Here is a 23,874-nt window from a genome sequence, read left to right on the forward strand (position 1 = left end):
CAAACGGATTCAAACGACAAAAAAGAGCAGGAAAAGATCATCAAAAAGGCCGTAAAGGAAAAAGAGAAAGAGGATAAGAAGTTTAAAGAAAAAGTGAAGGAGAAGGCCGAGGGGAAGAAGAGTTAAATAAAAAGTGTTCACGTTCATGGCCGTGAACACCGTTATGAACACATAAACAACTGTTAATAAAGAATTTAAAAATAAGGTACTGACAAAACAACGTCACCATTAAATCCAAATCCGGCATAGACGAAATGCAAATAATATAGCGGTCACGCTGCACGCGACGAATAGATGCTTCACTATATTCAGCATGACAAATGCTTATTACTGCAACAGCAACTTCAAGTTAATACCAAAGTTAGTGAACGAAGTATTAAATGCCTGTGAGGTGTAAGGTTTGGTGATGTTGCTATCGTAAAACAGGTTCAGATTAAAGCGCTGGTTTATCACATAATCAATAGATGGGCGCAGGGTAATATTTTGCGCGCCCGATGATACTTCGGCAGCAGGTACATCTGCCCGGTAGATAAGTGTTTTATTATCACGCACAGCTACATCAAGCTTAAAGTTAATATCGTTATTATCCTTATTACCGGTGCCGAACAAGCCCCATGGCATTCTGAAGTTTTTTGGGCGATAACCAAACCCAAATACAAGGATATTTTCGTCCTGTTGTGCCAACTGGCTGTTGAGCAAACTTAAGTTTAACGAACGGGTTTTACGATATTCAAAATTGGCCGTCATACTGTTTTTGAAACGTACATCGGCACCTAATAATGGCACAAACTGTTCAAATATGGCCACCTGCGAGAACTGGTAAAAGGGCAGGAAATCATTATTAAAATCTCTTGAAGTTACCCCGGCGCTGTTTTCCTGGTATTGCAGCAATGTGGTATAGCTGCTTACATTATAGGAAGAACGGTAGCCATGTTTAAGATCGAAGGAATCAAAAAGATCTGCGAAGAACGGCATCTTGCCCAAACCAGCATATGATATTTGCCAGTTAGGAATTGGAATTTTAGGGAACTGGCTTGTACTTGATGAGCCAGCGTCTTTACCGGAAAATGCGGCCAGAAATGCAGGAACCAGTACATTTTGCGCATTAGGCCCATAACCATCTGCAAAGCCACCTGTAGCACCACCCGAATTTGGATTAGCACTACCCAATTTCTGTGAAATTATGGAGCGGTTATCTAAGAATTTCTGATACGTAGCCGAAGTGCTATTAGCGCTGCCCGACTTGGTAAAAGCAGTAGCCAGCGACATGTACGAAATGCTATACGTACCCGATGTTACAGGACTTAAATTCTCAATACTATTGGTTTCGGCCAGGAATTTAAAGTTAGTTTGATAATTACGGTCTTGCGTTTTAAAAGCTATTAACTCGATACGCAGATCAGATATGGGCTCGATAATGCTGCGCAGGCGGATATCCTCGTTAAACGATTTTATATATAGCTGGTTCTGCAGTGTATCAGTTGTTATCCACCCGTTGGCTATCGCCTTGTCGCGCAGGTCGGCCTGGCTGCCTAATAAGAAGCCGATACCTGGTGCATTATAATTTACATCCTGCCCAAAGAAGTTAGATTGCGGCAAGTATCCCGGCAGGAAAGTACCCTCGGTACGTGTATAAGTACCGCTGATATTTTTAATACCGGTTAAAATCCCCAGAAAGAATTTGGCAGCTCCGGTTTTCTCATCTTTACCTTTACGCAGGGCGCTAAACTTATTATAAAAGTTTGAAAAATTCAGTGTTGGGTTCAACTGTATGGTGCGCGCGTTTTGTATGCTGTTACCCACATCGTAGCTTGGGTTGTTAATGGCAAATTCCGGTTGCGATTGCCAGTTAAAGTTGGTGCTGTAACGTACGGTTAAGGCTGTCCAGTCCAGTCCCGGTATTTTATTTATGGGCGCGGTATAGTTAAAATTAATGGTGTGGTTGTAGTTTGTGGTACGGCCCAGTTTCCAAAGGTTTTCCCAAAGGGTGTCGCGTTTTAAACCATTGATACGCCCGGCAGGTTCATCCACTACCGATAGGTTGGTGGCATCAATATCCATTGTTAAAGATTTGGATAAGTTCCAGCCTATACCATAAACCCGGGTAATATTAAAGCTTTTGTTAAACGATGTAGGGATAGGTATAAAGTTATTAGGGTCGTTATTACGCAGGGTATTTTCTGAGTAATAGCGGTCAAAGTTAATACTGAAATTTAATCTTGATGGTAGTATGCTAAAATTGAAATCGCGTGCCAGCGCAAGTAGGTTACTCTTTATTACTTTTTCAAAAGGCGCGTAATATTTAGGTTCTTTATTATAATTATAGGTCAGCGCCACACGATAGGTTTTCGCGAAATCATTCTCTACTATAAAGTCGTGATGCTGGTATTCGGTATAAGCATAGGTGGCGGCAAAGTTCTCAATATCCCAAACGTGTACAGGGGCCGACGCGTTCATCCGTTCTTTGTGCACATTGGTAAAGTTGATGCTTTTGCGTGTTGTAAAATCCTGGGTTACGTTTTTTATCGAATCGCGCGCCTGGCTTGTTGGTGCCGCCGCAAGCGATTTTTTCAGCTCCACATCCGGCGATCCGGGGTCATATTGTGGGGTGCTTACCTGCGTTGATATATTTACGTAAGCCGGGATCCGGATCCCGCTTTTCTCAGGGAAAAACTTGCCCAGCTCAATACTTGCCGATGCATCAATAGACTGGTTATCGCTCCGGTTACGGTCGCTCACCCTCGAATCCAGTGTACCAAAGCCAATGGTACTTTTACTGCCCGCTACGGTGATGTTGGCAAAATCGGCCAATGCAGCATCTACCCTTGCGGTAGCGGCCCAACCGCCACGCTGGTCAAAATCTGTAAGGCGCAACTCATCAAACCAAACCGTTCCGGTTTTATTCAATCCGTCGTCACCACCAGGCGAACTGCCTCTATAAGGGTTACGCACCCCCAGCATTATAGTCCGCAGGCGGCTCAAATCCGGCTGGCCCTTAATGGTTACCTTATTGAGTCCATCGGTATAAACAAACGGAATAGTGAACGGCCATGGCAGCCCGTTTAATTTGGCATTGTTACGGGCAAGTTTAGCATCGATCAATATAGAAAGCTGCAGGTCAAGCTCGTTATTTGCCGGCCATATAGCGCCGGGGTCGCGGGTGCCGGGCTGGGTAACAGCCAAAGGCACTTCGTACTCATAGTAGTTGTCCTGGTAATCAACACCCAAACGCACAAAACCACTCAGGTCTTTATCTTTTAGCTGCTCTCCTTCTGCGTGGATGAACATCTGTACACGTTTGTACGATCGCAGATCATTAAAGAAAGTACGGAACGCCGCCCTCGAATAACCATCGCGCAGGTTGGCTACGTTTAACGATAGCGATTGCTCGTTCAGCTTGGTATCTGTTTGCAGGTTATTGTAATTACGCTGGCGGTTAATACCCGGTGGCACCACATAAGGTATCGGCGAACGGTTACCGTTCTCTTCAATATTTACGGCCTGCACATCAAGGGTAGAACCATCTACAACCGGGTTGGTGATGGCAGGGTCGGCAATAACGTTTAACGGGTTGTTCTCGTTATTAAAGGTACGCCATTCGCTCCTTGCCAATTGCAGGGTAGCAAAACGCAATATAGAAGTATCGGCAAAGTTTGTCATAAACATCCGCATAAAGCGGATGGCCTTAAAATCTTGTATGTTACCAACCTTGCTCTGGTAATCTGTTATAGGCACTCTAAACTGGTACCAGGTAACTGCCTGTGTTGTTCCGTTTGGCAGTTTTACATTCGATGTAATTTTATCGTTGATATAGTTTTGGCCAATAACCATGTCCTGCGGCCTTATGGAGACCCTGTACTGGAAGTACTCGTCCGTTTGGCTCATGTTGTTGTCACGGTTAATATCCTCGCCATCCGGCAATGATGTTGATGCTGATGTTTGGATACCCAGTTCGGCTTGCGATTGCTCGGCGGTTTTAGAGTTACCCTCGGTGCCGTTGTATTTGCTGTAGCGGTCTAATATGCCCGCATTTGCCTGGTCAAGCGCCGGGCCCTGGTAGTACTGGTAATCATCAGATGAGGGGTCACTTGAAAACGCGGTGGCTGCCTGCGGATTTAACTGCCCTTGTACCTGCTGTACAATAGGGGCAAATTTTGCTTTCTCGTCAACATCGTTCAATCCATCCAGACCAATATCCTGCAGTTTACGCGAAGCCGGATCATTATCAAAAGCATTAATAACCGGTTGCAGTTTTGATACCCTGCCCCAGTTGGTTTCGTCTACCTTATCGGCACCTGCGGCATCAACCGGCAAGCCGTTTTCCAGGCTCTTGCGGCCATCCTTTAAAATATCTTCAGATACACTGCCCAGGTTAAAATACAAATCGCCACCTGCCGAGTTTGGCTTATAGATGAATGGGTCCATCATCCAAAACTCAATGTATCCAACATTTAATGCTTCAAAATCATTGGTTTCCAGCTTGCGAAAAATACCGCCCCACCTGTTTCTTGGGCTTTGCAGCGTACCATCATTATTAATGCCGGTGGTGGTATAGTTATATGGCCCGCGCACGTTTGGATAAAATACCATATTTAGGGTAGCCAGGCTTAAGGGCTGCCCAGTGGTTGATTGCTTGTAAGGGAAAACTTCCTGCTCAATAACCTGCCTTACATAATGGTTGGAAAGCTCGGTACGCGACACCGATGCGGTGCCCGAGTTGGTGTAAAATATGGGGTCGATATTATAAAACGCCAGGCGGGCACGGTTATAACCATAGCTCAGGTCATCAAACCGGTCAAATTCAGGGAACATTTGTGGGGTGCCCGATATTTGCCAGTTAATAGCGCTTTTTATATCGATAACCGAGCGGCTGTTCTCAAAATCGTCCAGGTATGAAGTTCCGTTTTTAGAGCCCGCGAAGTTAAGAGCGCCCGGGCTGCCCGGCCTTAATTGGGCAAACTCACCGCTAAAGTTTATGGTTGATGGCGCTTTGGTATTAATGAAAGGAATCTTATCAACCAACCGGGTTAAAAACCGCGATGGCGAGCTATAGTTGGCATCGAAACCCCAAATAGTGTTGGAGATAGATTCTTCGCCTACAATTTCATTTTGGGTAATGGGCTGCTCGGTTAGGTGCATTATGGTGGCGCCCAATGCCAGCTTATCGCTCAAATGATAATCTAACCTTGACCCGAATAATGATTTCTGTTGCACCCCAAAAAGTTCGTTATTCTCTAATTTAACATTAATGGTTTGGCCCGATGCTAACAAAGCCTGGTTAAGCACACGGATACGGCCGGCGCTGTAATCTATTGTATAATCTGAACCCTCCTGTAATTTCACTGAACCCGCGGTAACTACAACAGAACCCTGCGGAATATTAACGGCATTCAACTGATACTCTGACCCGCTTTGCGAGGTGTAGGTACCCTTTATTAAATACCTGTTTAGTTTAGGGAAAAATTGCTGCGCTATGGTTTTTGTAGAATCATACAAGGGTTGGTAAACATACCGGCTTACCAGATCGGGCTCGCTTACGGTAAATTGTTTAGCCAGATCACTGCCGAATGGTTCCAGCACCGGGAACATAATGCGCCCATTTTGCGAATCGATAGTAACACCTTCCAAAAAGTCGAAGTAACCATCGGGGCGTTTATCATTTTGCTGGTCAAGGTTATCTACACCTGTAATTTGCATCCAGCGTTTACTTTTGGTGTTTTGCCCCTCGTCCATTATGGTTTTCTCGATACCCGATTTATCATCCAAACGGGAAATATTCAGTTTAAAGTTGGAGGAGCTGATCTGATATGCACCTAAGGAATAGATGTTTTTCATCATCAGGTCCCAGGTTGGCAGGTTGGTTTTAAGCAGTTCGTTCTTTAACAGTTTAGTGAATAAAACGGTTGGCGTATTAGGGTCTACTGCCCTATCGCTGGAAAACTCACCCACCTGGTACTGCACGCCATTAACTGAATATTGATAGGCAACCGCTAAAACCTCATCGTTATTTAAAGGATAGTTAAGCGATATATAACCCAATTGCGGGTGCAGGGTAAACTCCTTGTCGGTTAGTTTACGGGCGTAAGTTAGCTTCGCATAGTTATCTGTAGCCCCGGTTGCCCTAAAATAATTGGCAACATCGTTTGAGTTGGTAATACGCGCGGTTGACGGTAAATTATTTAACAACGAGTTGGATTGCTGGGTAAAACCCGGGCCTTTAAAACCTGCCGGTAAACCACTAAAGCCCGGCCCTCCCTGTACTAATGCAGTATTAAAAGGTCTGTTCTCTCCCAGATCTATAAAAGCTAATATGTCGCGCGAATCGGTTGTTACATTGGTACGGTTGGTTGTCCAAACCTCAATTTTTGTAATGTTTACGTTAGAGCTGATGATGGGGATATTAGCCAGCGCCCTATTGTAGTTATTACGGAAGTATTGCGATAAAAAGAAGTGCTTATTACTCTCGTAGTCCGCAGCGGTTATGTTTATGGTTTGCTGTTGCGCACCGTTGGTAATGGTTATGTTTTTTGCCTGCGAGCGCTGTTGCGAAAAAATACTGGTTACATCCAGTTTACCAAACTTCAGTTTGGTTTTCACACCAAACAATGCCTGGCTGCCCGATATCAGCGTTGTATTTAAAGGCATGCTTACCGTACCGGCCTCTATTTTTTGGATAATTTCGTCCGGGTGGCCGGTGTAATCCAGTTTTATCTGATTCTCAAACTGGAACTGCGCTTCGGTATTATAATTTGTGGTGATCTTTAACTTATCGCCTATTTCGCCGGTAACGTTCAATTGGATCCGCTGGTCGAAATTAAAGTTGAACTGGTTGCGCTGGCGGGTGTTAAACAGCGGGTTTTCGTTTTTATTTATCTGCCCGGCCAATATCACCTCTGCCGAACCTTGCGGCCTTATGTTGATGTTTGAACTTCCAAAGATCTGTTCAAAAGTTTTACTCCTGATTTTCATCTGCGGGATAAAGCCCGGCTGCTGCGATTCGTAGGCATAGTTATCTGCCAGCTGCGTAAAGTATTCGCGTTTTACGCCCCTTTGCTGTAACAGCAGGTATTCGCCAAAAGTTAGGTATTGAGGCGCGCGGTAAAGCAAGTTACCTACACGTTCATATAAAATATACTTGTTGGTAGCCGCGTCATATTCAATAGTGCGTACCAGCCCCGGAGGATCTGTAAAAAATATGCCCGAGCGCTGCCTTTTTGTACTCGCTTCCTTTAAATTTATAGGCCCAAGCTTTATGCTTGTATCTACCCTTGCAACAGGCGTAGCGGTTTGTGGTAATTGTTGTGCAGGCTGGCGCGGAGGAGTCTGTTGACCCGGAATTTGTTGCTGCTGTTGTGTTTGTTGCTGATTTGGATTTGTTTGTCGCTGTTGCCCAGACTGTTGCGGTGCAGATTGCGGCTGTACAGGTTTTTGTATTGGAGTTTGTTGTGCAAATATCTTTCCCACCCCGCCAAAAGCAGATACAAAGAGTATAACTACAAAAAGCTTAGTAGTAAAAATTCTAATCAAGTGTTAAATTATTGCAGAGTAATTATAAGCTTTTTAGAGCAGATTTAATTAATTGTTCAACAGTTAAAACTCCACTATTTTTGCTTATTTCTTGTTCCAAAACTTTTTCTGCAACGTTACGAACAAATCCAAGCATTACAAGGGCAGAAAGAGCTTCATCTTTTGCCGTTTTTAACCCTGGCATAACAGTTAATGTGTCTGGTCCTTCTTTTCGTAGCTTGTCTTGCAATTCTAAAATTACCCGCTGGGCTGATTTTGGGCCTATGCCTTTTATGCGCTGTATTACCGCCACATTGCCCTGCACAATAGCTGCCTGGATCTCGGCAGGTGTTATAGAAGATAACATCATACGGCCCGTATTTGGCCCAATACCTGATATGGATATCAGGTGCATAAACAGTCTGCGTTCGCCTTCGGTAGCGAAACCGTATAAAGTGTGGGCATCTTCTTTTACATGCAGCCACACAAACAGTTTGCAGCGTTCCCCTTCCGGGATCTGCGAATAGGTATTTAATGAGATATTGATGTGGTAACCAACACCGCCGGCATCAATAACAACATGTGCCGCGCCTTTAAAAGCTAATTTGCCATCAATATAATCGTACATACTTATTTAGCTTTACGATTTTTTGGTTTGGCATTGGCTTCGGCACATTTTACCTGGGCGTCAATTACCGCTATAGTAACCATGTTCACAATTTCGCGAACCGAGCTTCCTAATTGCAATACGTGCACCGGTTTTTTCATTCCCAGCAAAATAGGACCAACAGCCTCGGCCCCGCCAATTTCCTGCAACAGCTTGTAGGCTATGTTACCTGATGCCAATCCCGGGAAAATAAGTGTATTAGCCGGTTTGCCATTTAACACCGAAAACTCAAAATTATCGGCCAATAGCTCGGAGTTTAATGCAAAGTTGGCCTGCATCTCGCCGTCAACAACTATATGGGGGTACTTTTCATGAAGTATGCGTACTGTCTCCCTCGTCTTTTCAGGGATATCGCCTTCGTTTGATCCAAAGTTAGAGTAAGATAATACAGCAATACGCGGCTTAATGTTGAACTGCGCAACAGAGCGTTCCATCAGCACGGTAATATCTACCAGCTCTTGCGCGGTAGGGTTTATGTTTACTGTAGTATCACCAAAGAAAACAGGGCCCTTTTCGGTTATCATCAGATACATACCCGCAACGCGGTTTACGCCTTCCTCGGTACCAATAATTTGCAGGGCGGGTTTAATAGTAGTTGCATAATCTTTGGTTAAGCCGGATATTAAAGCATCGGCTTCGCCAAAATGAACCATGCATGCACCGTAATAGTTACGGTCTATCATCATTTTTTGCGCCTCGAACAAGGTAACCCCTTTGCGTTGGCGCTTCTGGAACAGAAACTGTGCAAACTCCAGCGAGCGTTCGGTTTCTTTTTTAGGATCAATGATCTTTATATCCTCCAGGTCAAGCTCATTCTCGCGAATGATCTCTTTGATCCTTTCGGCGTTACCCAAAAGTATCGGGATGGCAATACCCTCGTCTTTAACTATTTGGGCAGCACGAAGGATCTTATAAGTATCAGCTTCGGCAAATACCACACGTTTAGGGTCTTGCTTTGCCTTGTTGGTAACATCGCGCAGTATTTTATTGTTATTACCCAGTCGCGATAGCAATTCTTCGTGGTAGGCATTCCAATCGGCAATGGTTTTACGTGCCACACCAGAATCAATAGCCGCCTTTGCAACCGCCGAAGATACTTCGGTGATCAGTCGCTGATCCATTGGTTTTGGGATGATGTAATCGCGGCCAAACTTTAGGTTGGTAATACCATATGCTAAGTTCACCGCCTCGGGTACCGGCTTTTTAGCCATTTCGGCAATTGCTTTTACTGCCGCGATCTTCATTTCTTCGTTAATGGCGGTAGCCCTTACATCCAATGCGCCACGGAATATATACGGGAAGCCCAATACGTTATTCACCTGGTTAGGAAAATCAGACCTCCCTGTTGCCATAATGATATCCTTACGGGCGGCAATTGCCAGGTCGTAAGATATTTCGGGCTCGGGATTAGCCATTGCAAACACAACCGGATTTTTGGCCATGCTCACCAGCATTGCCGGGGTAACCACATTACCTGCAGATAAACCAACAAACACATCAGCGTTTTTCATGGCATCGGCAAGGGTGGTAATATCTTTGCGGTTTGTGGCGAACTGCAGGCGCATTTCGTCCAAATCGGTACGTTCTGGGGTCAATAAACCGTTAATGTCGAACATTACCAGGTTCTCTTTTTTAACCCCCAGCGACAGGTACATTTTTGTACAGGAAACGGCAGCCGCACCGGCGCCATTCACCACCATTTTAATTTTATCAAGTTTTTTCCCCTGTATCTCGCAGGCATTCATTAATGCCGCGCCAGATATGATGGCCGTGCCGTGCTGGTCATCGTGCATTACAGGGATCTTCATTTCGGCCTTTAGCCTGGTCTCTATTTCGAAACAGGTTGGTGCCGATATATCTTCCAGGTTGATACCACCAAAGGTTGGCTCAAGCGCTTTAACTATGTTTACAAATTCATCAACCGTTTTGGCGTTTATCTCCAGGTCAAATACATCAATATCAGCATAGATCTTAAATAGAAGGCCTTTACCCTCCATAACTGGCTTACTTGCTTCGGGGCCAATATTGCCCAGGCCAAGCACTGCGGTACCGTTACTTATAACAGCCACCAGGTTACCCTTCGCGGTATATTTATATACATCCTCAACATTATCAGCAATACGCAGGCATGGCTCTGCAACGCCCGGCGAGTATGCTAAAGTAAGGTCGCGCTGGGAATTGGTAGGTTTTGTTGGTACTACCTGTATTTTACCCGGGCGCCCTTTTGAGTGATAATTTAAGGCTTCCTGTTTACGATTGGGTTTATTCATGGTTCTCAAAAATTCAAGCGTTCAAAATTACAATTACTTTTCCTGAACTGGCTAATAAAAAAAGCCCGGTTTCGAAATACATCAAAACCGGGCTTTTCAAAAAAATTATTTATCCCCTGCCTATATTAACGGTTAGTCCCGGTAATAACGGCAAGGTTGTATTGGTACCTAATGCTTTGTTCCATTGCAGCAGATCAACTATTTTAACATTATACTTAGCAGCAATAGCGGCCAGGGTTTCTCCCTTTTGGGTGATATGAGTGGCTGGCATAACCGCACTGCTTCCTGCCCCGGCACCCTGTTGAACATTTGCCTGTACCGGCGGCGCAATGGCAACATATTGTACCGGTTTAAGGTTGCGTATTGGCGCGTTTAAGTCGGTTATGGCATCGCGTAGAATAGATTGCCTTTCCGCGTTCACCAATGGTATAACAATTTTACGCGGAACAGCCGCGGTACCGTTAACTACCTGCTGCCTGTATGATGGGTTTAAAACGCAAATGTCTCTAAGCGTCATACCCAAAGCCTGCGATATCCGGCTAAGCGATACAAATTTGTTTACCATTATGGTATCTGTAGCAATGGCCAGGTCGCCGGTTTGCGGGGTTATGTAGTGGTTTTTGTGATATTTCATCACATAATTAATAGCAATAAATGCCGGCACATACCCACGTGTTTCGGCAGGCAGCAGTTCGCGTATCGACCAATAATCGTGCGCGCCCGTTTTTTCCAGCGCATGCTCTACATTGCTTTTACCGCAATTGTATGATGCAATGGCCAGCAGCCAGTCGCCAAATTGCTGGTAGGCATCTTTTAAATATGCGGCGGCGGCATTACTTGCCTGTACAGGGTCGCGGCGGTCATCAACATAATCTGTCATGCTTAGGCCGTAGATCTTTGCTGTTTCTGACATGAATTGCCACGGACCAGCAGCGCCTACTCTTGAAATGGCATTTGGGTTAAGTGCCGATTCAACTATTGAAAGGTATTTTATTTCTTCGGGGATACCGGCTTCCTGGAAAGCTTTCTCATAAATTGGGAAGTAGTATTTTGATAAGCCCAGCATGCGGCCCATCTCGTCTTTACGGCGGGTGTAGTTATCAATATAGGCCTGCACGTATCCATTATAATCTAAAGGGACTTCCTTTTGAATGCTATCCAGCCGGCGTTTAAAAATATTGTTCTGGTAAATAGATACCGGGGCCTGTATAACCGGTAAAAGCACATTGGTATCTTGTTGAACCACCTCTGCCGAAGGCATAGTTAATTCGGCCTTAATATCTGCTTTAACTATTTGTAACAACAACGCACAAATAATAAAACTGCACAGTTTCTTCATATCTTAGGGTTAACTCTCAAAAAAGCTCTGACAATTATTTACTAATATATTAAATTTTATAGCTGTAGGAAATATTCAGAGAAATTTAATAATTCTTGCTCGGCAAAGCTTTTGGCTAATAATTGTAATCCTAACGGCAATCCCTTGCTATTATTGCCTGCGGGAAGCGAGATGGCGGGCATACCTGCCAACGATGCCTGCACCGTAAAAATATCATGCAGATAGGTTACCACCGGGTCTTTTTCCTTTACTCCCAATGGGAATGCGGGCTCCGGAGCGGTTGGGGTCAATATAAAATCAAAATTCTCTAAAATTTCATTGGTTTTATTTTGAATAAGCCTGCGTACTTTTTGGGCCTTGGCGTAATAAGCATCATAATAACCGGCGCTTAGTACAAATGTACCCAGCATAATGCGGCGCTTTACTTCCTTACCAAAACCTTCAGATCGTGACAGTTTATAGGTAGATTCCAGATCAGTTGCGTTAGGGCTGCGGTAACCATAATGCACACCATCGTAACGGGCAAGGTTGGATGATGCCTCGGCCATTGCCAATATGTAATACGTTGGCACCAGGTATTCTAAATACTCAAATGATATGGGCTTTACTGTGTGGCCATCGGCACGCAGTTTTTCTATATAAGTGGTAAGCGTGGCTTTAACATCGGCATCAACACCCGGGCTTGATAAGGCCTCCTGCAGATAAGCGATATTTTTTTTGCCGGTATCTTTTTTGAAATCCTGGTGCTGCGGAACAGGTTTTTGCGATAGTGTGCTATCGTACTCATCTGTACCGGCCAAAATTTCGAGCAACAGAGAAGCATCAGAAACTGATTTTGTTAATGGGCCTACCTGATCGAACGACGAGGCGTAAGATATAACCCCATGGCGCGAGATACGGCCATAAGTTGGTTTTAAGCCAATAACCCCGCAAAAGGCTGCGGGTTGCCTTACCGAACCACCGGTATCTGTACCGATAGCCGCATGGCACATACCTGCCTGCACAGCAACTGCCGAACCACCCGATGAACCACCCGATACCCGGGTTTCGTCGGCATGGTTTTTTACCGGGCCAAAAAACGAATTTTCGTTAGCGGCGCCCATGGCAAATTCATCGCAATTGCAACGGCCTATTATAATAGCATCTTCGGCCAGTAGTCTTTCAACTACGGTTGATGAATATATAGAAGTAAAATTTTCTAAAATTTTGGATGAAGCAGAAACCTTATGCCCTTTGTAGCATATATTATCTTTAATGGCTATAACCATACCGGCAAGTTTACCGGCAAGTTTACCGGCGGTGCCATTACTTATACGAGCGTCAATGTCTTTTGCAGAGGCTAGCGCCTCAGTTTCAAAAACCTCGTTAAAAACGTTTAGATGTGCGTTTGCTTTTATCTGCTGAAGGTAACCTTTTACCAGGCCTTCAGCCGTGATCTCCCCACTCGTCAACCCGCTCTTAATTTCTATATAAGAGGAATAGTTTTTAGCCATGGGCCTAAAATAAAAAACTTATCCGTTGAAGCATAAATATTTCAACAGATAAGTTATACGTTTAAACAGCTAAGCTTAGCTGTACCAATAAAAGGCAGAAAATTAAACCTTAGTTTTATCTTCTGTAGATGTAGTATTTGCAGTATTGGTTTCGCCGTTCTGCGCGTCTTTAAATTCTTTAACGCCCCTGCCCAAACCTTTCATTAGTTCAGGGATTTTTTTACCGCCGAACATAATTAATATTGCAACGATGATCAGAATAATTTCTGGTGCGCCTAATCCACCCATGATTTTTAAGTTTTATGTTATGTTAAATATTTTTGTTGTTGTTATTATTTATATTGTTCTTCTGTTGTTTTTTTAACCGGCTCTTCGGCTTTGGTTAAATTGATGCCACCGCCTGCATTACTATCTGCTACCGGGTGTTTCAATTCTTCCGGCTGATGCTCAAAAGTAAGATCTTCGGCTGTAACATCGGCTGGCACAACTTCCGGCTCTTCAATAGCATCTGTAGCAACAGGGTGCCCTTCAAATGCAGGCACTGTACCTGCTACCGGCTCATAAGTATGCTCAAGCGCTGGTTTAGCTTCGGCCTCAACCTCCTTTTCGGCTTTCTTATCCTCGTAATTATTTATCTGGTTGTTTATCTCGCGCTTAACATCTTCAGATGCATCTTTAAAATCGCGGATACCTTTTCCCAACCCACGTGCAAGCTCTGGCAGCTTATTTCCGCCAAAAAGCATTAACGCCGCAAACAGTATCAGCACCATTTCGCCGCTACCTATATTCAAAAATAAAAAGACTGAACTTAACATCTGCATTAAATTAAGGTTACAAATATAAACATTTACAACATATAAGGCTTAAAATCAATTTGGTGCCAACCATAATCTTGGATCAACAAATGTTGTGCCTTTTGATAAGGTAAAAATTGTAGTGGCATCGCCGGTTGATGGATCGAGCGCTACGGTACCAATTGTTTGCTTGGTAGCCACTTTTTGCCCAACAGCTACATTTACTGACTTAAGATTTTGATAAGCCGTAAAATACTCGCCATGCGAAATAATAACCAGATAAGCCCCGGCAATATCCTGCACCCTGCTTACTGTGCCATCAAATACCGATCGTACCGGTGCACCTGTACTGGTACGTATTTCATACCCGGCATTATCATTACGGATACCATCAGCATCATTATAAGTTCCAAAACCGTGTACCAGCTGGCCTGTTGCTACCGGCCATGGCAAACGCCCCTTATTTCCTAAAAAGCTATTAGACAATTTAGCTGCTTCGGGGGTTGAGTTTAAGATCTCGCTATTGGTAGAGCTTTTGGTTATCGCTTTTTTAGTTGGGGCAACTACCTCGCGGTTCTCTGCCTTTGCCTTGGCTGCTGCTATCCTTGCCGCTTCCCTGGCTTCTGCTTCGGCCTTGCGCCTTGCTTCTTCTATCTCGCGTTTAATTGTATTAACAATTTCTTTATTATTACGTGCTATCCTTTTTTGAACGTCACGCTGTTGTTGTTTTAACTCTCCCTGGTGTTTAGACAGGTCGACAATTACTTTTACCTGGTTGTTTTTAGCCTTGCCTAACTCTTCTTTTTCTTTCTCCTGGCTTTGTAACAGGTCATTCTTTTGCTTCTTATCCTTATCCAGCTCAACTATCTTAACATGCAGGTCTTTTTGTGTTCCCTGTATGTAACCGGCCTGCCGCTCGCGATAAGTACCAAACTGCTGTAAATACTTTAAACGCCTGTATGCCTGGTTAAAGTCTTTAGATGCAAAAATAAACATCAGTTTATTATAGGCACTTTGATTACGATAAGCAAAAAGCACCATGCCGGCATATTCTTTTTTAAGCTGGTCTAACTGATTCTGTAAACTATGTACGGTATTATTGCTCTCAGAGATTTGATTACTCAAATTTCTTACTTCGGAGTTGATATTGGTTATCTTCTCTTCGCGCAGGTTTATCTGTGCTTTAAGAATATTAAGTTGTTTTAACGATACCTTTTTATTGCTCGCTGTTTCCTGGTATTCGCGGTTTAGCTGTTCCAGTTCTTCTGTTAATTTATCTCGCCTGCGTTTAAGCTCGGCACTGCTTTGTGCAAAAACACCCGAAGCTGCAAATACAAAAAAAAGAAATAGTGCTGCTCTAAAAAATTTCATCCATCAAAAATATAATTTAATTGGCAGCTTCGTAACTTTTTGGGATACTAAAAGGATATTCAAGCGGCTTATCAAATTCTGCCTGTGTGTAACGCAGATTAAGCTGTATCTTTTTATCGCCCGCGGTTGAAGAAATATCTACCTGCGAGGGAATAACCCTGTTACTTGCCTGTATAAAAACGTTATTGGCAACCTGTAATGATTTGCCCCCAAACTGGTTAGACAGGTTTGTTTGTGTAACCTTCATATCCGGGCCCAACAAAAGCTTGTATATCAGATCCTGCAAATTGCCGCTAAGCGCGGTATTATTTCCCTGTGCTTCAAAGTTAGTATTGGGATTCAGCAATTCTGGGATGGCGTTACCTATCAGCAATGCCTGCAGTGTTTTAAAATTAATTTGCCTGCTTGCGTAGGTATATACATAACTAAATGGCTTTTTAAGGTAAACGCTTTGCAGCCGGTTTACCACTATAATACTATCGGGTGTTATTTGAGCGCGGGCAATCTCTATTCCAATTATGGCGGTTACAGAGATCCAAATTTTTTGATCGCGCGCAACGCGGATGTTTAGCGTAACATCATTACTGTTGCCATTGATATCCAGCTTGGTTTTTGCTTTACCAGAGAAGGTATTAAAAGTAACCTGCTTTGATCTGATAGCATCCAGTTTGGCACGTATGCTGTTTTCCTTAATAGCTGCAGAATCTACAGTGTTGGTGGGGCGATTAACAACAACCAATTTTTTAGACTTACAGGCTACTAAAGCCAAAAGGCAAAAAATGATAGCTATTTTATTCAAAATATTTCTTTTCATTTATCTTACGTTCTAAAACCGGCGATTTGCTTCCCTGTGCTTTTGCCTTTGTCCAATTTTGCACGGCAGCATCGGTATCCCCTAAAAAAAATAGGATATCGCCGTAGTGTTCTGTTTTTACAGGGCTGTTCCCTTTATCATGTAAGAGCGATTTTTCGATCCATAGTTTAGCCTCGGTATATTTTTTTTGCTTAAACAAGATCCAGGCGTAGGTATCTTCAAACGATGCCGTGTTGGCTTGCAAGTCGTTACTATGCTTAGACATTTGCGCCGCCTTGTCTAATTGCTCATTCCTTAACGACAAATAGTAGGCATAATTGTTCAGCGTAAAAGCATTATCCGGATTTATAGCAAGGGCTTTTTCGTAAGATCCATCAGAATTTTTGATATCGCCAATTGAATGGTAGCAATCGCCCAGGGCCGAATAGCTTTGTGTTAGCAGGTCTTTATCCTGTGTTTCTAACGACACCGCGTTTTTTAAATAACTTATAGCTTTTTTACAATCGTTTTTTTGTTGCCATGCCACCCCTACCATATAATTCATCCATGATTGGTTGGGAAAAAACGACAATGCCGTTTCGCCATCTTTAATGGCAGCATCCACATCGTTTTCGCTCAGATCTATCCTTACCAACTGCTCCCAAACATTATAAGCCTGGTTATCTAAACTGATAGCTTTTTTGTAAGCGGTTTTAGCCTCCGGTGCTTTTTCGCTTTGCAGCAGCATATCGCCGTATATGGCAAATGCCTTGCTATTGGCCGGGTGTGCAATAGTTAATAAACGACTAAGTTCCAGTGCGCTTGCCCTGGCGTTTGGCTCGGGGAATTGTGGTACATAACCTAAAATTATCCTGAGTTTCTGGTCAAGATCTACGTTTGGGTTAGCAAAGGCTATTTCCAGTTCATCGTAACTGGCTTCGGTATTCTTCCGTTCGCGGTAAATATCTGCAAGAGCCAAATGAACTATTCCATTTTGCGGGTCGATGTTTTTCGCTTTCAGGAGCACCTCCAGCGCCTTATCATTTAAATTATTGGAGTTATAGATCTCGGCCTGCATCATGTAATACTTTACCTGCGTTGGGTTGGCTGTTATCAGTTCATCCAAAGCAGATATTGCCTTTTTAACATCGCCCTGCCTGATATAAATTTTTTGGCGGTTTATCAGCAAGTCCTCGCTTGGGCCGGCCAGCTCTTCCACCTTATCATACAGTTTTAAAGCTTCGTCATACCTTTTTTGAATAGCTAAGGCATTCGCTTTGTCGTAATAGTAATCGGGTTTGGTTGGGTTAAGGCGAATAAGTTCGTTAAAAACATTTTCCAACTTGCTAAGGTCATTGTTTTTTTCGTAGCTGCCCGCAAGGGCTATCCAATACCATTCGTTATTAGGGTTTACGGTTACCGCACGCTCCAGTAATGATTGTACAACAGGGTAGTTGTTTCGTGCCTTTTCCAGGCCGGCCAGCTCAAACATACTGGCATCATTGGTGGGGTCTATCTGCAGTACCCGGTTAAAAAGCTCGGCGGCCAGTTTAGTGTTCTCGATAGTTTTTTCGCGCAGGGCCGAAAAGAAAAGTTGTTTTACCATGCCACTATCGGCGGCTGTCATAGGTTTCGCGGCAATTATTATAGCGGCATTATTCTTCCCTGTCTTGTTCTGTGCAAAACCAATAGCCCATACGCCTGTAAATAATATTAATACTGCCGCTAATTTCATGTGAATGCTATCCTACCCCTGTATGTCCATAACCACCGGCACCGCGCGTTGTTTCGCCTAATACTTCAACTTGCTGCCATTGCACCTGCTCGTGTTTAGCTACAACCATTTGGGCTATCCTGTCGCCGGTATTTACTTCAAAATCATCGGCAGATAAATTAACCAATAATACTTTTATTTCTCCGCGATAATCGGCATCAATAGTACCCGGCGAGTTCACTATGCCAATACCATGTTTAAATGCCAACCCGCTTCGCGGGCGGATCTGCGCTTCGTAACCTTCGGGCAATTCAATAGAAAGACCGGTTGGTATCAGCTTACGTTCAAGCGGTTTAAGAGTTACGGGCGCTTCCAGGTCGGCACGCATGTCCATACCTGCGGCATGCAAGGTTTCATAAGCCGGCAAGGTATTTTTTGATCGGTTTATAATTTTTATGTTCATCTGCTAAATATAACTTTTAGTTCTTTTCGCTCGGCATATATTGCCCCTAATCCAAATAAAATTAACAACCCGTTGCCTATAAATATATTCCGCTTAAACACGCTGAATGATAAATAAACGAGTACCCCCGATATAATAATATAAGTAAGGTTCTTTTTTAAATTATAGGGGATAGGATAATTTTTTTGCCCCCATATGTACGACAATATCATCATGCTGGCGTAGGCGGCAAATGAGATCCATGCCGATGCCATATAGCTGTATTTGGGGATAAAGATCCAGTTTAATGCAATGGTTAGGATAGCACCTATCCCTGATATATAAAGGCCATATTTTGTTTGATCGGATAGTTTGTACCAAATAGAAAGGTTCATGTAAATACCCAGGCTTAAGTATCCAAAAAGCAAGGGTGGTACTACCCCAATGCCAGACCAGTAGATATTGCCCGGGGTATGTTTACCAACAATTATGTAGCCTAATATATTTATGTTGGCTACTAATGCCACGCAAATTACGGCTATCATAATTACAAAATAATTCATGATACGGGCGTAAGTTTCTCCGGCATTTTTATTTTTAGCATGGCTAAAAAAGAAAGGTTCGGCCCCAAGCCTAAATGCGTTCACAAATATGCTAAGGAAGATGGCTATTTTGGCGCACATACCATAAATACCCACCTCATGGTCGCTGATATTTGCAGGCAGCATTTGTTTCAGCATGGCCTTGTCAATAGACTCGTTGATGAGGAAGGAGATATTTGCAATAAGCACCGGCCAACTGTAAATAAACATCTCTTTAAACATTCCCCCGCTAAATTTCAACTTGAGCTTTAATATTTCGGGAAGCAATAAAAAAATGGTTATAATACTGGCTATTGAGTTTGATAAAAACACATAGCCCACCCATCGTGGCCGGTACCAGCTCATAAACCACTGGTAATTTAGCAACTGATGCTTAATAATATAAGGTATAGCAAACAGGAAGAACAAGTTTAAAAACAACACCAAAAGTATGTTAAGGCACTTGATGATACCGAAACGCATAGGCCTTCCATCGGCACGGATCTTAGCGAATGGTATTACGCAAAAGGCATCTGTTACTAATATAAACAAGAAACATTTTACATAAAAAGAATAGTCTGCATGGTCTTGCGCCACCCCGGCCAGTAAAAAATTGATGATGCTATCTAAAAAAAGCAGCGAGAATACCAGGAATACAATACAAAGTGCAATAATTGCCCCAAATGCATTATTATAAACCTGCTGCTTATTATTCTCATGTTTATTAAGATACCTAAAAAAGGTGGTTTCCATGCCAAATGCCAGTACAGCATTAATTACCCCAGCATAGCTATACATGGCAGTAAGCACACCATTACCAGCTACAGGCAGCGCACGCGCATAAAAAGGGGTAAGAATAAAACCAATAAGTCTGGATACGATGGTACTTATACCATAAATGGCAGTTTGCCCGGCAAATTTTTTAGCAGTTGACAATTAGGAAAGTATAAGGGTTTATAAACTCTTTTTTACAACCTCAAAATTACGATAGTTTTTTAATTCGCCTTCATGGGTTTCCACGCCGGTTACCACGGCATGCTCGGCACCTTCATGGCACCATTCCAGAAACATTTCCAGCATCATTTCATCAGCTTCGGCGGCTATGAATACATCGCCATTTGGTTCGTTCTTAACAAAGCCACGCACACCCAACTGATCGGCAACGGCTTTTGCCCCCGCCCTGAAAGATACGCCCTGCACTTTGCCTTTTACCGTTATATCAAGATGTTTCATCTGCTGGTGAATGGTTGATCATGTTTATTAGTGAATGGTTTAAAAACGCAAACACATTGTATTTTATTGGATGCAAAATAACTTAATCCAATGCAATCAACCTAATCAATTATTAAATCAACTTTTTCACTTTTGTATCGGCAGTTAGTTTAAAGCCGTCCATCCCGGTTAGCAGGTTTAGGCCAGGGGTTTTATCAATTTCAATGGTTCCCTTTTCCTCATCAATGCCCAGGAATTGGGCTCCGTTAATGGTTGCCCATTTTAACAAGGTATCAAAGCTTAGGCTTGAGAAGTTTTGTTGAAGCGTGCGCATTTCGCTTAAAATGCACAGTTTACTATTTGATGCAAGGCTATCGGTACCTAAAGTAATATTCAATCCCTGGTTTACAAACAGATCTATCTTTGGCAAGCGTTTTTCGATGTAAATATTTGCATTGGGGCAAAAACACCAGTTTATCTTACGGTCAAAACGTTTAATAAAATAGATATCCTTTAAATTGGTACAGGTATTATGCACCAATAATATTTTTTGCCTGTTTGTTAAAAGCGGAATAATGGATTGCAGGGAATTACGCGCCTGCGGGCGGAAGTATGCTATATCAACATCCAGGTGTTTATACAGATCAATAAAGCCGCCTAACTTATAGCGATAAAATTTATTCTCATCTTCGCACTCCTGGTTATGTATGCTGAGCAGGTTTGTGCCTGCATCGCTATATTTTTTTATGAGTTTAAATAATTCTTTTGAAACCGAATAGGGCGCATGCGCGGTTATTGAGGTTGATTGCGGTTTAAATTCTTCGGCGGTTACCAGCGCTTTCTTAAAAAGCTCTTCGGCACTTTCGGGCAAAAAGCCCAATATCTCAACAAAAGTATGGTAGTATAATTTGCTTTTAGCTTTTAATGATGCGGTAAGGCTATTGTTTGAGATATCGCCCACGGCTACAATTCCATTATCATACATTTCCTGATCTGCTGCTTCGGCCGCTGCCAGTATCTCGCTGGTTTCGCCCGCCCTGAATGATAATATATCTTTTATAAAGTCGATCAATCCACCGCCCGAAGCGATTTTACCCTTCATGTGTGAAAGTTCGGTATGGCAATGGGTGTTTATAAATCCGGGGACTATTATACCACTTACTTGCTCAATAGGGATGTCTGGAGATGGCAATGCCTTGTCATCGGTAACTGAAATGATCTTTCCAAAATCATCCACAGTAACAATTCCATTCTTTATCGGATCGGCACAAACGGGGAAAACGTAATCGGCTTTAAAACTTTTCATTAAATATAACTTAGCATCAGCAATGTTTTTTTTTAAATCCAATCCATCTACTAAAATACAATTAACTTTTAGTTATTGTTTTTAATGTTAGAAAAGAATGACTTAAAAAAAAAGAACAGATTTTTTAAATTTAGTACTTTTGCATTGTGAATAACAAAAAAGATAAAATAGATATCCGCAGCCTAAGCCTTGAAGCCTTACAGCAGCATTTCATCAGTATAGATGAAAAAAGCTTTAGGGCTAAACAAGTTTATGAATGGCTTTGGGAAAAATCATGCATATCTTTTGATGAAATGAGCAATATTTCAAAAGAACTTCGTACTAAACTTGGTGAAAAATTCATAATTAACAATGTTAAAATAAATACTTCACAGATTAGTGCTGATAAAACTATAAAAAATTCTTTTATATTACATGATACTCACCTAATTGAGGGTGTTTTAATTCCAACAACCGACCGAATGACGGCTTGCGTGTCATCTCAGGTAGGGTGTAGCCTTACTTGTAAGTTTTGCGCTACCGGATATATGGATAGAAAACGCAACCTAAACCCCGATGAAATTTACGACCAGGTAGTATTAATAGATAAACAAGCGCGCGAACACTACGGCATACCTTTATCAAACATTGTGTACATGGGCATGGGCGAACCTTTGCTTAATTATGCCAACGTTATGAAGTCGATAGAGCGGATTACCGCCGAAGATGGCCTAAACATGTCGCCAAAACGCATCACGGTATCTACCGCGGGTATTGCAAAAATGATTCGTAAGCTGGGTGATGATCAGGTTAAATTTAATCTTGCCCTTTCACTGCACGCCGCTAACGACGAAAAACGCAACGCCATAATGCCTATTAACGAGCAAAACTCATTACAGGCATTAGCAGAAGCATTGAAATATTACTACGCCAAAACCAAAAACGCGGTAACTTACGAGTACATTATTTTTGACGGCGTAAATGATAATATACAGGATGCTATTGAATTAGCCCGTTTTTGCAAGCATCTGCCTTGTAAGGTTAATATTATTGAATATAACCCAATATCAATGGCAAACTTTATAAATGCAGGCGAAGACAAGGTAGAGGCCTTTGCCGATTACCTGCGCAGCCAGGGCATTAACACCAACCTGCGCCGCAGCCGTGGTAAAGATATTGATGCCGCCTGTGGGCAATTAGCTATCAACGAGAAAGAAAAAGAAGATAGCCTCACCTAAATCCTCTCCAAAGGAGAGGACTTTAAAAATATTGGTGATTCACTCACCCCCTGCCCCCTCTCTGCTGCGCAAAGAGGGGTTCTTTTTTACCCTCTTTCCGCTTGCGCAGAGAGGGTCGACAAGCGAAGCGATGTCGGGGTGAGTAAATAGCCGGGCGGTATTTTACATTTTGCTTTAAGATGCCTACCTTAAACCCATGCAATTGTTACGCACCTACCTTGCCGATTTTGTTTCGCTTATATTCCCCCAGCTTTGCCCGGCATGCCGTGCCAGCCTAATGGCCAACGAGGATATTTTATGTACCGATTGCCTTTATAACCTGCCCCACACCAACTTTCATAAACAGCCCGATAATATTGTTGCCCGCCAGTTTTGGGGTAAACTAAATATTGAAGCGGCCTATGCGCTGTACTATTTTAATAAAGGCGGTAAAGTGCAAAACATGGTGCACGAGTTTAAATACAATGGTATGCAACGTATTGGTAATTTGCTGGGTAATATTGCCGGTAAACAGTTGTTGCAAAGCCCTGTATTTAACACGGTAGACTATATCATCCCGGTACCACTGCATAAAAAGCGGTTAAAAACACGTGGCTACAACCAAAGCGCCTGTTTTGCCGATGGATTGGCCGCGCAATTAAATGCCGTTGTAGAAATAGACAATTTGATAAGGATCATTGCAACCAAAACGCAAACCCATAAATCGCGGTTTGCAAGGTTCCAGAATATGCATGAAGTGTTCGCGGTAGCCCGGCCCGAAAGTTTAATAAACAAACATGTACTGCTTGTAGATGATATTATAACCACCGGCTCAACATTGGAGGCTTGCGGGATAGAATTATTAAAAGTACCCGGTTTGAAATTAAGTATAGCTACGATAGCTTATGCGGAATAGAACCAGGATTAAGCGGATTTTACTGATTAAGAGATTTTGATTTGCTTGCTTGATAGATGTAGGCGATGGATGCTTCACTATCGTTCAGAATAACAAATTGAGCACCAAGCAACCACTCGCCCAATCAACTAACTACCACTCACCAAACTACTGCTTCTGATACCTGCTTAGTTTTTCGAACAGGGTGGTTGGGTCAAAGGGTTTCAGTATGTAATCGTTCATGCCGGCGTTTTCTATCTGCCCCATTTGGTTGCTCAGCATAGATGCGGTTAAC

General features: G+C 42.9%; 16 protein-coding genes. 2 read left to right on the top strand and 14 right to left on the bottom strand.

The window, feature by feature from the left end; genetic code table 11:
• Positions 1–327: 327 nt before the first annotated feature.
• The 14 genes from sprA to JWQ85_RS18830 all read right to left on the bottom strand — a co-directional run bounded on the left by sprA (position 328) and on the right by JWQ85_RS18830 (position 21,488).
• Positions 328–7,527, bottom strand: a complete 7,200-nt coding sequence (sprA, locus tag JWQ85_RS18765) for a cell surface protein SprA (RefSeq protein ID WP_299470674.1) — start codon at positions 7,525–7,527, stop codon at positions 328–330.
• A gap of 22 nt (positions 7,528–7,549) precedes the next feature.
• Positions 7,550–8,134: a Holliday junction branch migration protein RuvA gene (gene ruvA / locus JWQ85_RS18770; protein WP_299470676.1), complete on the bottom strand. Its 585-nt coding sequence runs from the start codon at positions 8,132–8,134 to the stop codon at positions 7,550–7,552.
• 2 nt (positions 8,135–8,136) lie between these two features.
• A complete protein-coding gene (locus JWQ85_RS18775; protein WP_299470678.1) occupies positions 8,137–10,443 on the bottom strand; it encodes an NADP-dependent malic enzyme in 2,307 nt (768 codons plus the stop codon).
• A 109-nt stretch (positions 10,444–10,552) separates the two neighbouring features.
• Entirely contained in the window at positions 10,553–11,782 is a 1,230-nt protein-coding gene (locus tag JWQ85_RS18780; protein WP_299470680.1) for a lytic transglycosylase domain-containing protein, read from the bottom strand.
• 56 nt (positions 11,783–11,838) lie between these two features.
• On the bottom strand, positions 11,839–13,275 hold the full coding sequence (gene gatA / locus JWQ85_RS18785) for an Asp-tRNA(Asn)/Glu-tRNA(Gln) amidotransferase subunit GatA (RefSeq protein ID WP_299470682.1): 1,437 nt from the start codon (positions 13,273–13,275) through the stop codon (positions 11,839–11,841).
• Positions 13,276–13,377: 102 nt separating this feature from the next.
• On the bottom strand, positions 13,378–13,563 hold the full coding sequence (locus JWQ85_RS18790) for a twin-arginine translocase TatA/TatE family subunit (protein WP_256540746.1): 186 nt from the start codon (positions 13,561–13,563) through the stop codon (positions 13,378–13,380).
• A 44-nt stretch (positions 13,564–13,607) separates the two neighbouring features.
• Complete coding sequence (locus JWQ85_RS18795) at positions 13,608–14,090, bottom strand: twin-arginine translocase TatA/TatE family subunit (RefSeq protein ID WP_299470685.1); 483 nt, start codon at positions 14,088–14,090, stop codon at positions 13,608–13,610.
• 54 nt (positions 14,091–14,144) lie between these two features.
• On the bottom strand, positions 14,145–15,440 hold the full coding sequence (locus JWQ85_RS18800) for a peptidoglycan DD-metalloendopeptidase family protein (protein WP_299470687.1): 1,296 nt from the start codon (positions 15,438–15,440) through the stop codon (positions 14,145–14,147).
• Positions 15,441–15,456: 16 nt separating this feature from the next.
• Positions 15,457–16,254 (bottom strand): DUF4292 domain-containing protein, encoded by a 798-nt coding sequence (locus JWQ85_RS18805; RefSeq protein WP_299470689.1) that lies wholly within the window; start codon positions 16,252–16,254, stop codon positions 15,457–15,459.
• Complete coding sequence (locus tag JWQ85_RS18810) at positions 16,232–17,968, bottom strand: tetratricopeptide repeat protein (RefSeq protein WP_299470691.1); 1,737 nt, start codon at positions 17,966–17,968, stop codon at positions 16,232–16,234. The genes JWQ85_RS18805 and JWQ85_RS18810 overlap by 23 nt, the downstream gene beginning before the upstream one ends.
• A 7-nt stretch (positions 17,969–17,975) precedes the next feature.
• The gene (dut, locus tag JWQ85_RS18815) at positions 17,976–18,410 is read right to left on the bottom strand and encodes a dUTP diphosphatase (RefSeq protein ID WP_299470693.1); all 435 of its coding nucleotides are present in this window, start codon (positions 18,408–18,410) and stop codon (positions 17,976–17,978) included.
• Positions 18,407–19,906: a polysaccharide biosynthesis C-terminal domain-containing protein gene (locus JWQ85_RS18820; protein WP_299470695.1), complete on the bottom strand. Its 1,500-nt coding sequence runs from the start codon at positions 19,904–19,906 to the stop codon at positions 18,407–18,409. Before JWQ85_RS18820 ends, dut begins: the two co-directional genes overlap by 4 nt.
• A gap of 18 nt (positions 19,907–19,924) precedes the next feature.
• Positions 19,925–20,203 carry an acylphosphatase gene (locus tag JWQ85_RS18825; protein ID WP_299470697.1) on the bottom strand — a complete coding sequence of 93 codons (279 nt, stop codon included), beginning with the start codon at positions 20,201–20,203 and terminating at the stop codon, positions 19,925–19,927.
• Between the two features lie 112 nt (positions 20,204–20,315).
• Complete coding sequence (locus tag JWQ85_RS18830) at positions 20,316–21,488, bottom strand: amidohydrolase family protein (protein ID WP_299470700.1); 1,173 nt, start codon at positions 21,486–21,488, stop codon at positions 20,316–20,318.
• 146 nt (positions 21,489–21,634) lie between these two features.
• Between JWQ85_RS18830 and rlmN the strand changes: the two genes are divergently transcribed.
• Together rlmN and JWQ85_RS18840 are read left to right on the top strand one after the other, a co-directional pair.
• On the top strand, positions 21,635–22,705 hold the full coding sequence (rlmN, locus tag JWQ85_RS18835) for a 23S rRNA (adenine(2503)-C(2))-methyltransferase RlmN (protein ID WP_299470702.1): 1,071 nt from the start codon (positions 21,635–21,637) through the stop codon (positions 22,703–22,705).
• A 196-nt stretch (positions 22,706–22,901) separates the two neighbouring features.
• Positions 22,902–23,600 carry a ComF family protein gene (locus JWQ85_RS18840; protein ID WP_299470704.1) on the top strand — a complete coding sequence of 233 codons (699 nt, stop codon included), beginning with the start codon at positions 22,902–22,904 and terminating at the stop codon, positions 23,598–23,600.
• Positions 23,601–23,874 lie beyond the last annotated feature (274 nt).

It is taken from the genome of Mucilaginibacter sp. (genome assembly GCF_028288105.1).
Classification (GTDB): domain Bacteria; phylum Bacteroidota; class Bacteroidia; order Sphingobacteriales; family Sphingobacteriaceae; genus Mucilaginibacter.

Bases quoted from the DNA above. Each gene is read 5' to 3' on its own strand.
- JWQ85_RS18800 (WP_299470687.1), bottom strand. From the start codon at position 15,440: ATGAAATTTTTTAGAGCAGCACTATTTCTTTTTTTTGTATTTGCAGCT.
- JWQ85_RS18790 (WP_256540746.1), bottom strand. From the start codon at position 13,563: ATGGGTGGATTAGGCGCACCAGAAATTATTCTGATCATCGTTGCAATA.
- ruvA (WP_299470676.1), bottom strand. From the start codon at position 8,134: ATGTACGATTATATTGATGGCAAATTAGCTTTTAAAGGCGCGGCACAT.
- JWQ85_RS18825 (WP_299470697.1), bottom strand. From the start codon at position 20,203: ATGAAACATCTTGATATAACGGTAAAAGGCAAAGTGCAGGGCGTATCT.
- dut (WP_299470693.1), bottom strand. From the start codon at position 18,410: ATGAACATAAAAATTATAAACCGATCAAAAAATACCTTGCCGGCTTAT.
- JWQ85_RS18830 (WP_299470700.1), bottom strand. From the start codon at position 21,488: ATGAAAAGTTTTAAAGCCGATTACGTTTTCCCCGTTTGTGCCGATCCG.
- JWQ85_RS18840 (WP_299470704.1), top strand. From the start codon at position 22,902: ATGCAATTGTTACGCACCTACCTTGCCGATTTTGTTTCGCTTATATTC.
- JWQ85_RS18810 (WP_299470691.1), bottom strand. From the start codon at position 17,968: ATGAAATTAGCGGCAGTATTAATATTATTTACAGGCGTATGGGCTATT.
- JWQ85_RS18795 (WP_299470685.1), bottom strand. From the start codon at position 14,090: ATGTTAAGTTCAGTCTTTTTATTTTTGAATATAGGTAGCGGCGAAATG.
- JWQ85_RS18805 (WP_299470689.1), bottom strand. From the start codon at position 16,254: ATGAAAAGAAATATTTTGAATAAAATAGCTATCATTTTTTGCCTTTTG.
- JWQ85_RS18775 (WP_299470678.1), bottom strand. From the start codon at position 10,443: ATGAATAAACCCAATCGTAAACAGGAAGCCTTAAATTATCACTCAAAA.
- JWQ85_RS18780 (WP_299470680.1), bottom strand. From the start codon at position 11,782: ATGAAGAAACTGTGCAGTTTTATTATTTGTGCGTTGTTGTTACAAATA.
- gatA (WP_299470682.1), bottom strand. From the start codon at position 13,275: ATGGCTAAAAACTATTCCTCTTATATAGAAATTAAGAGCGGGTTGACG.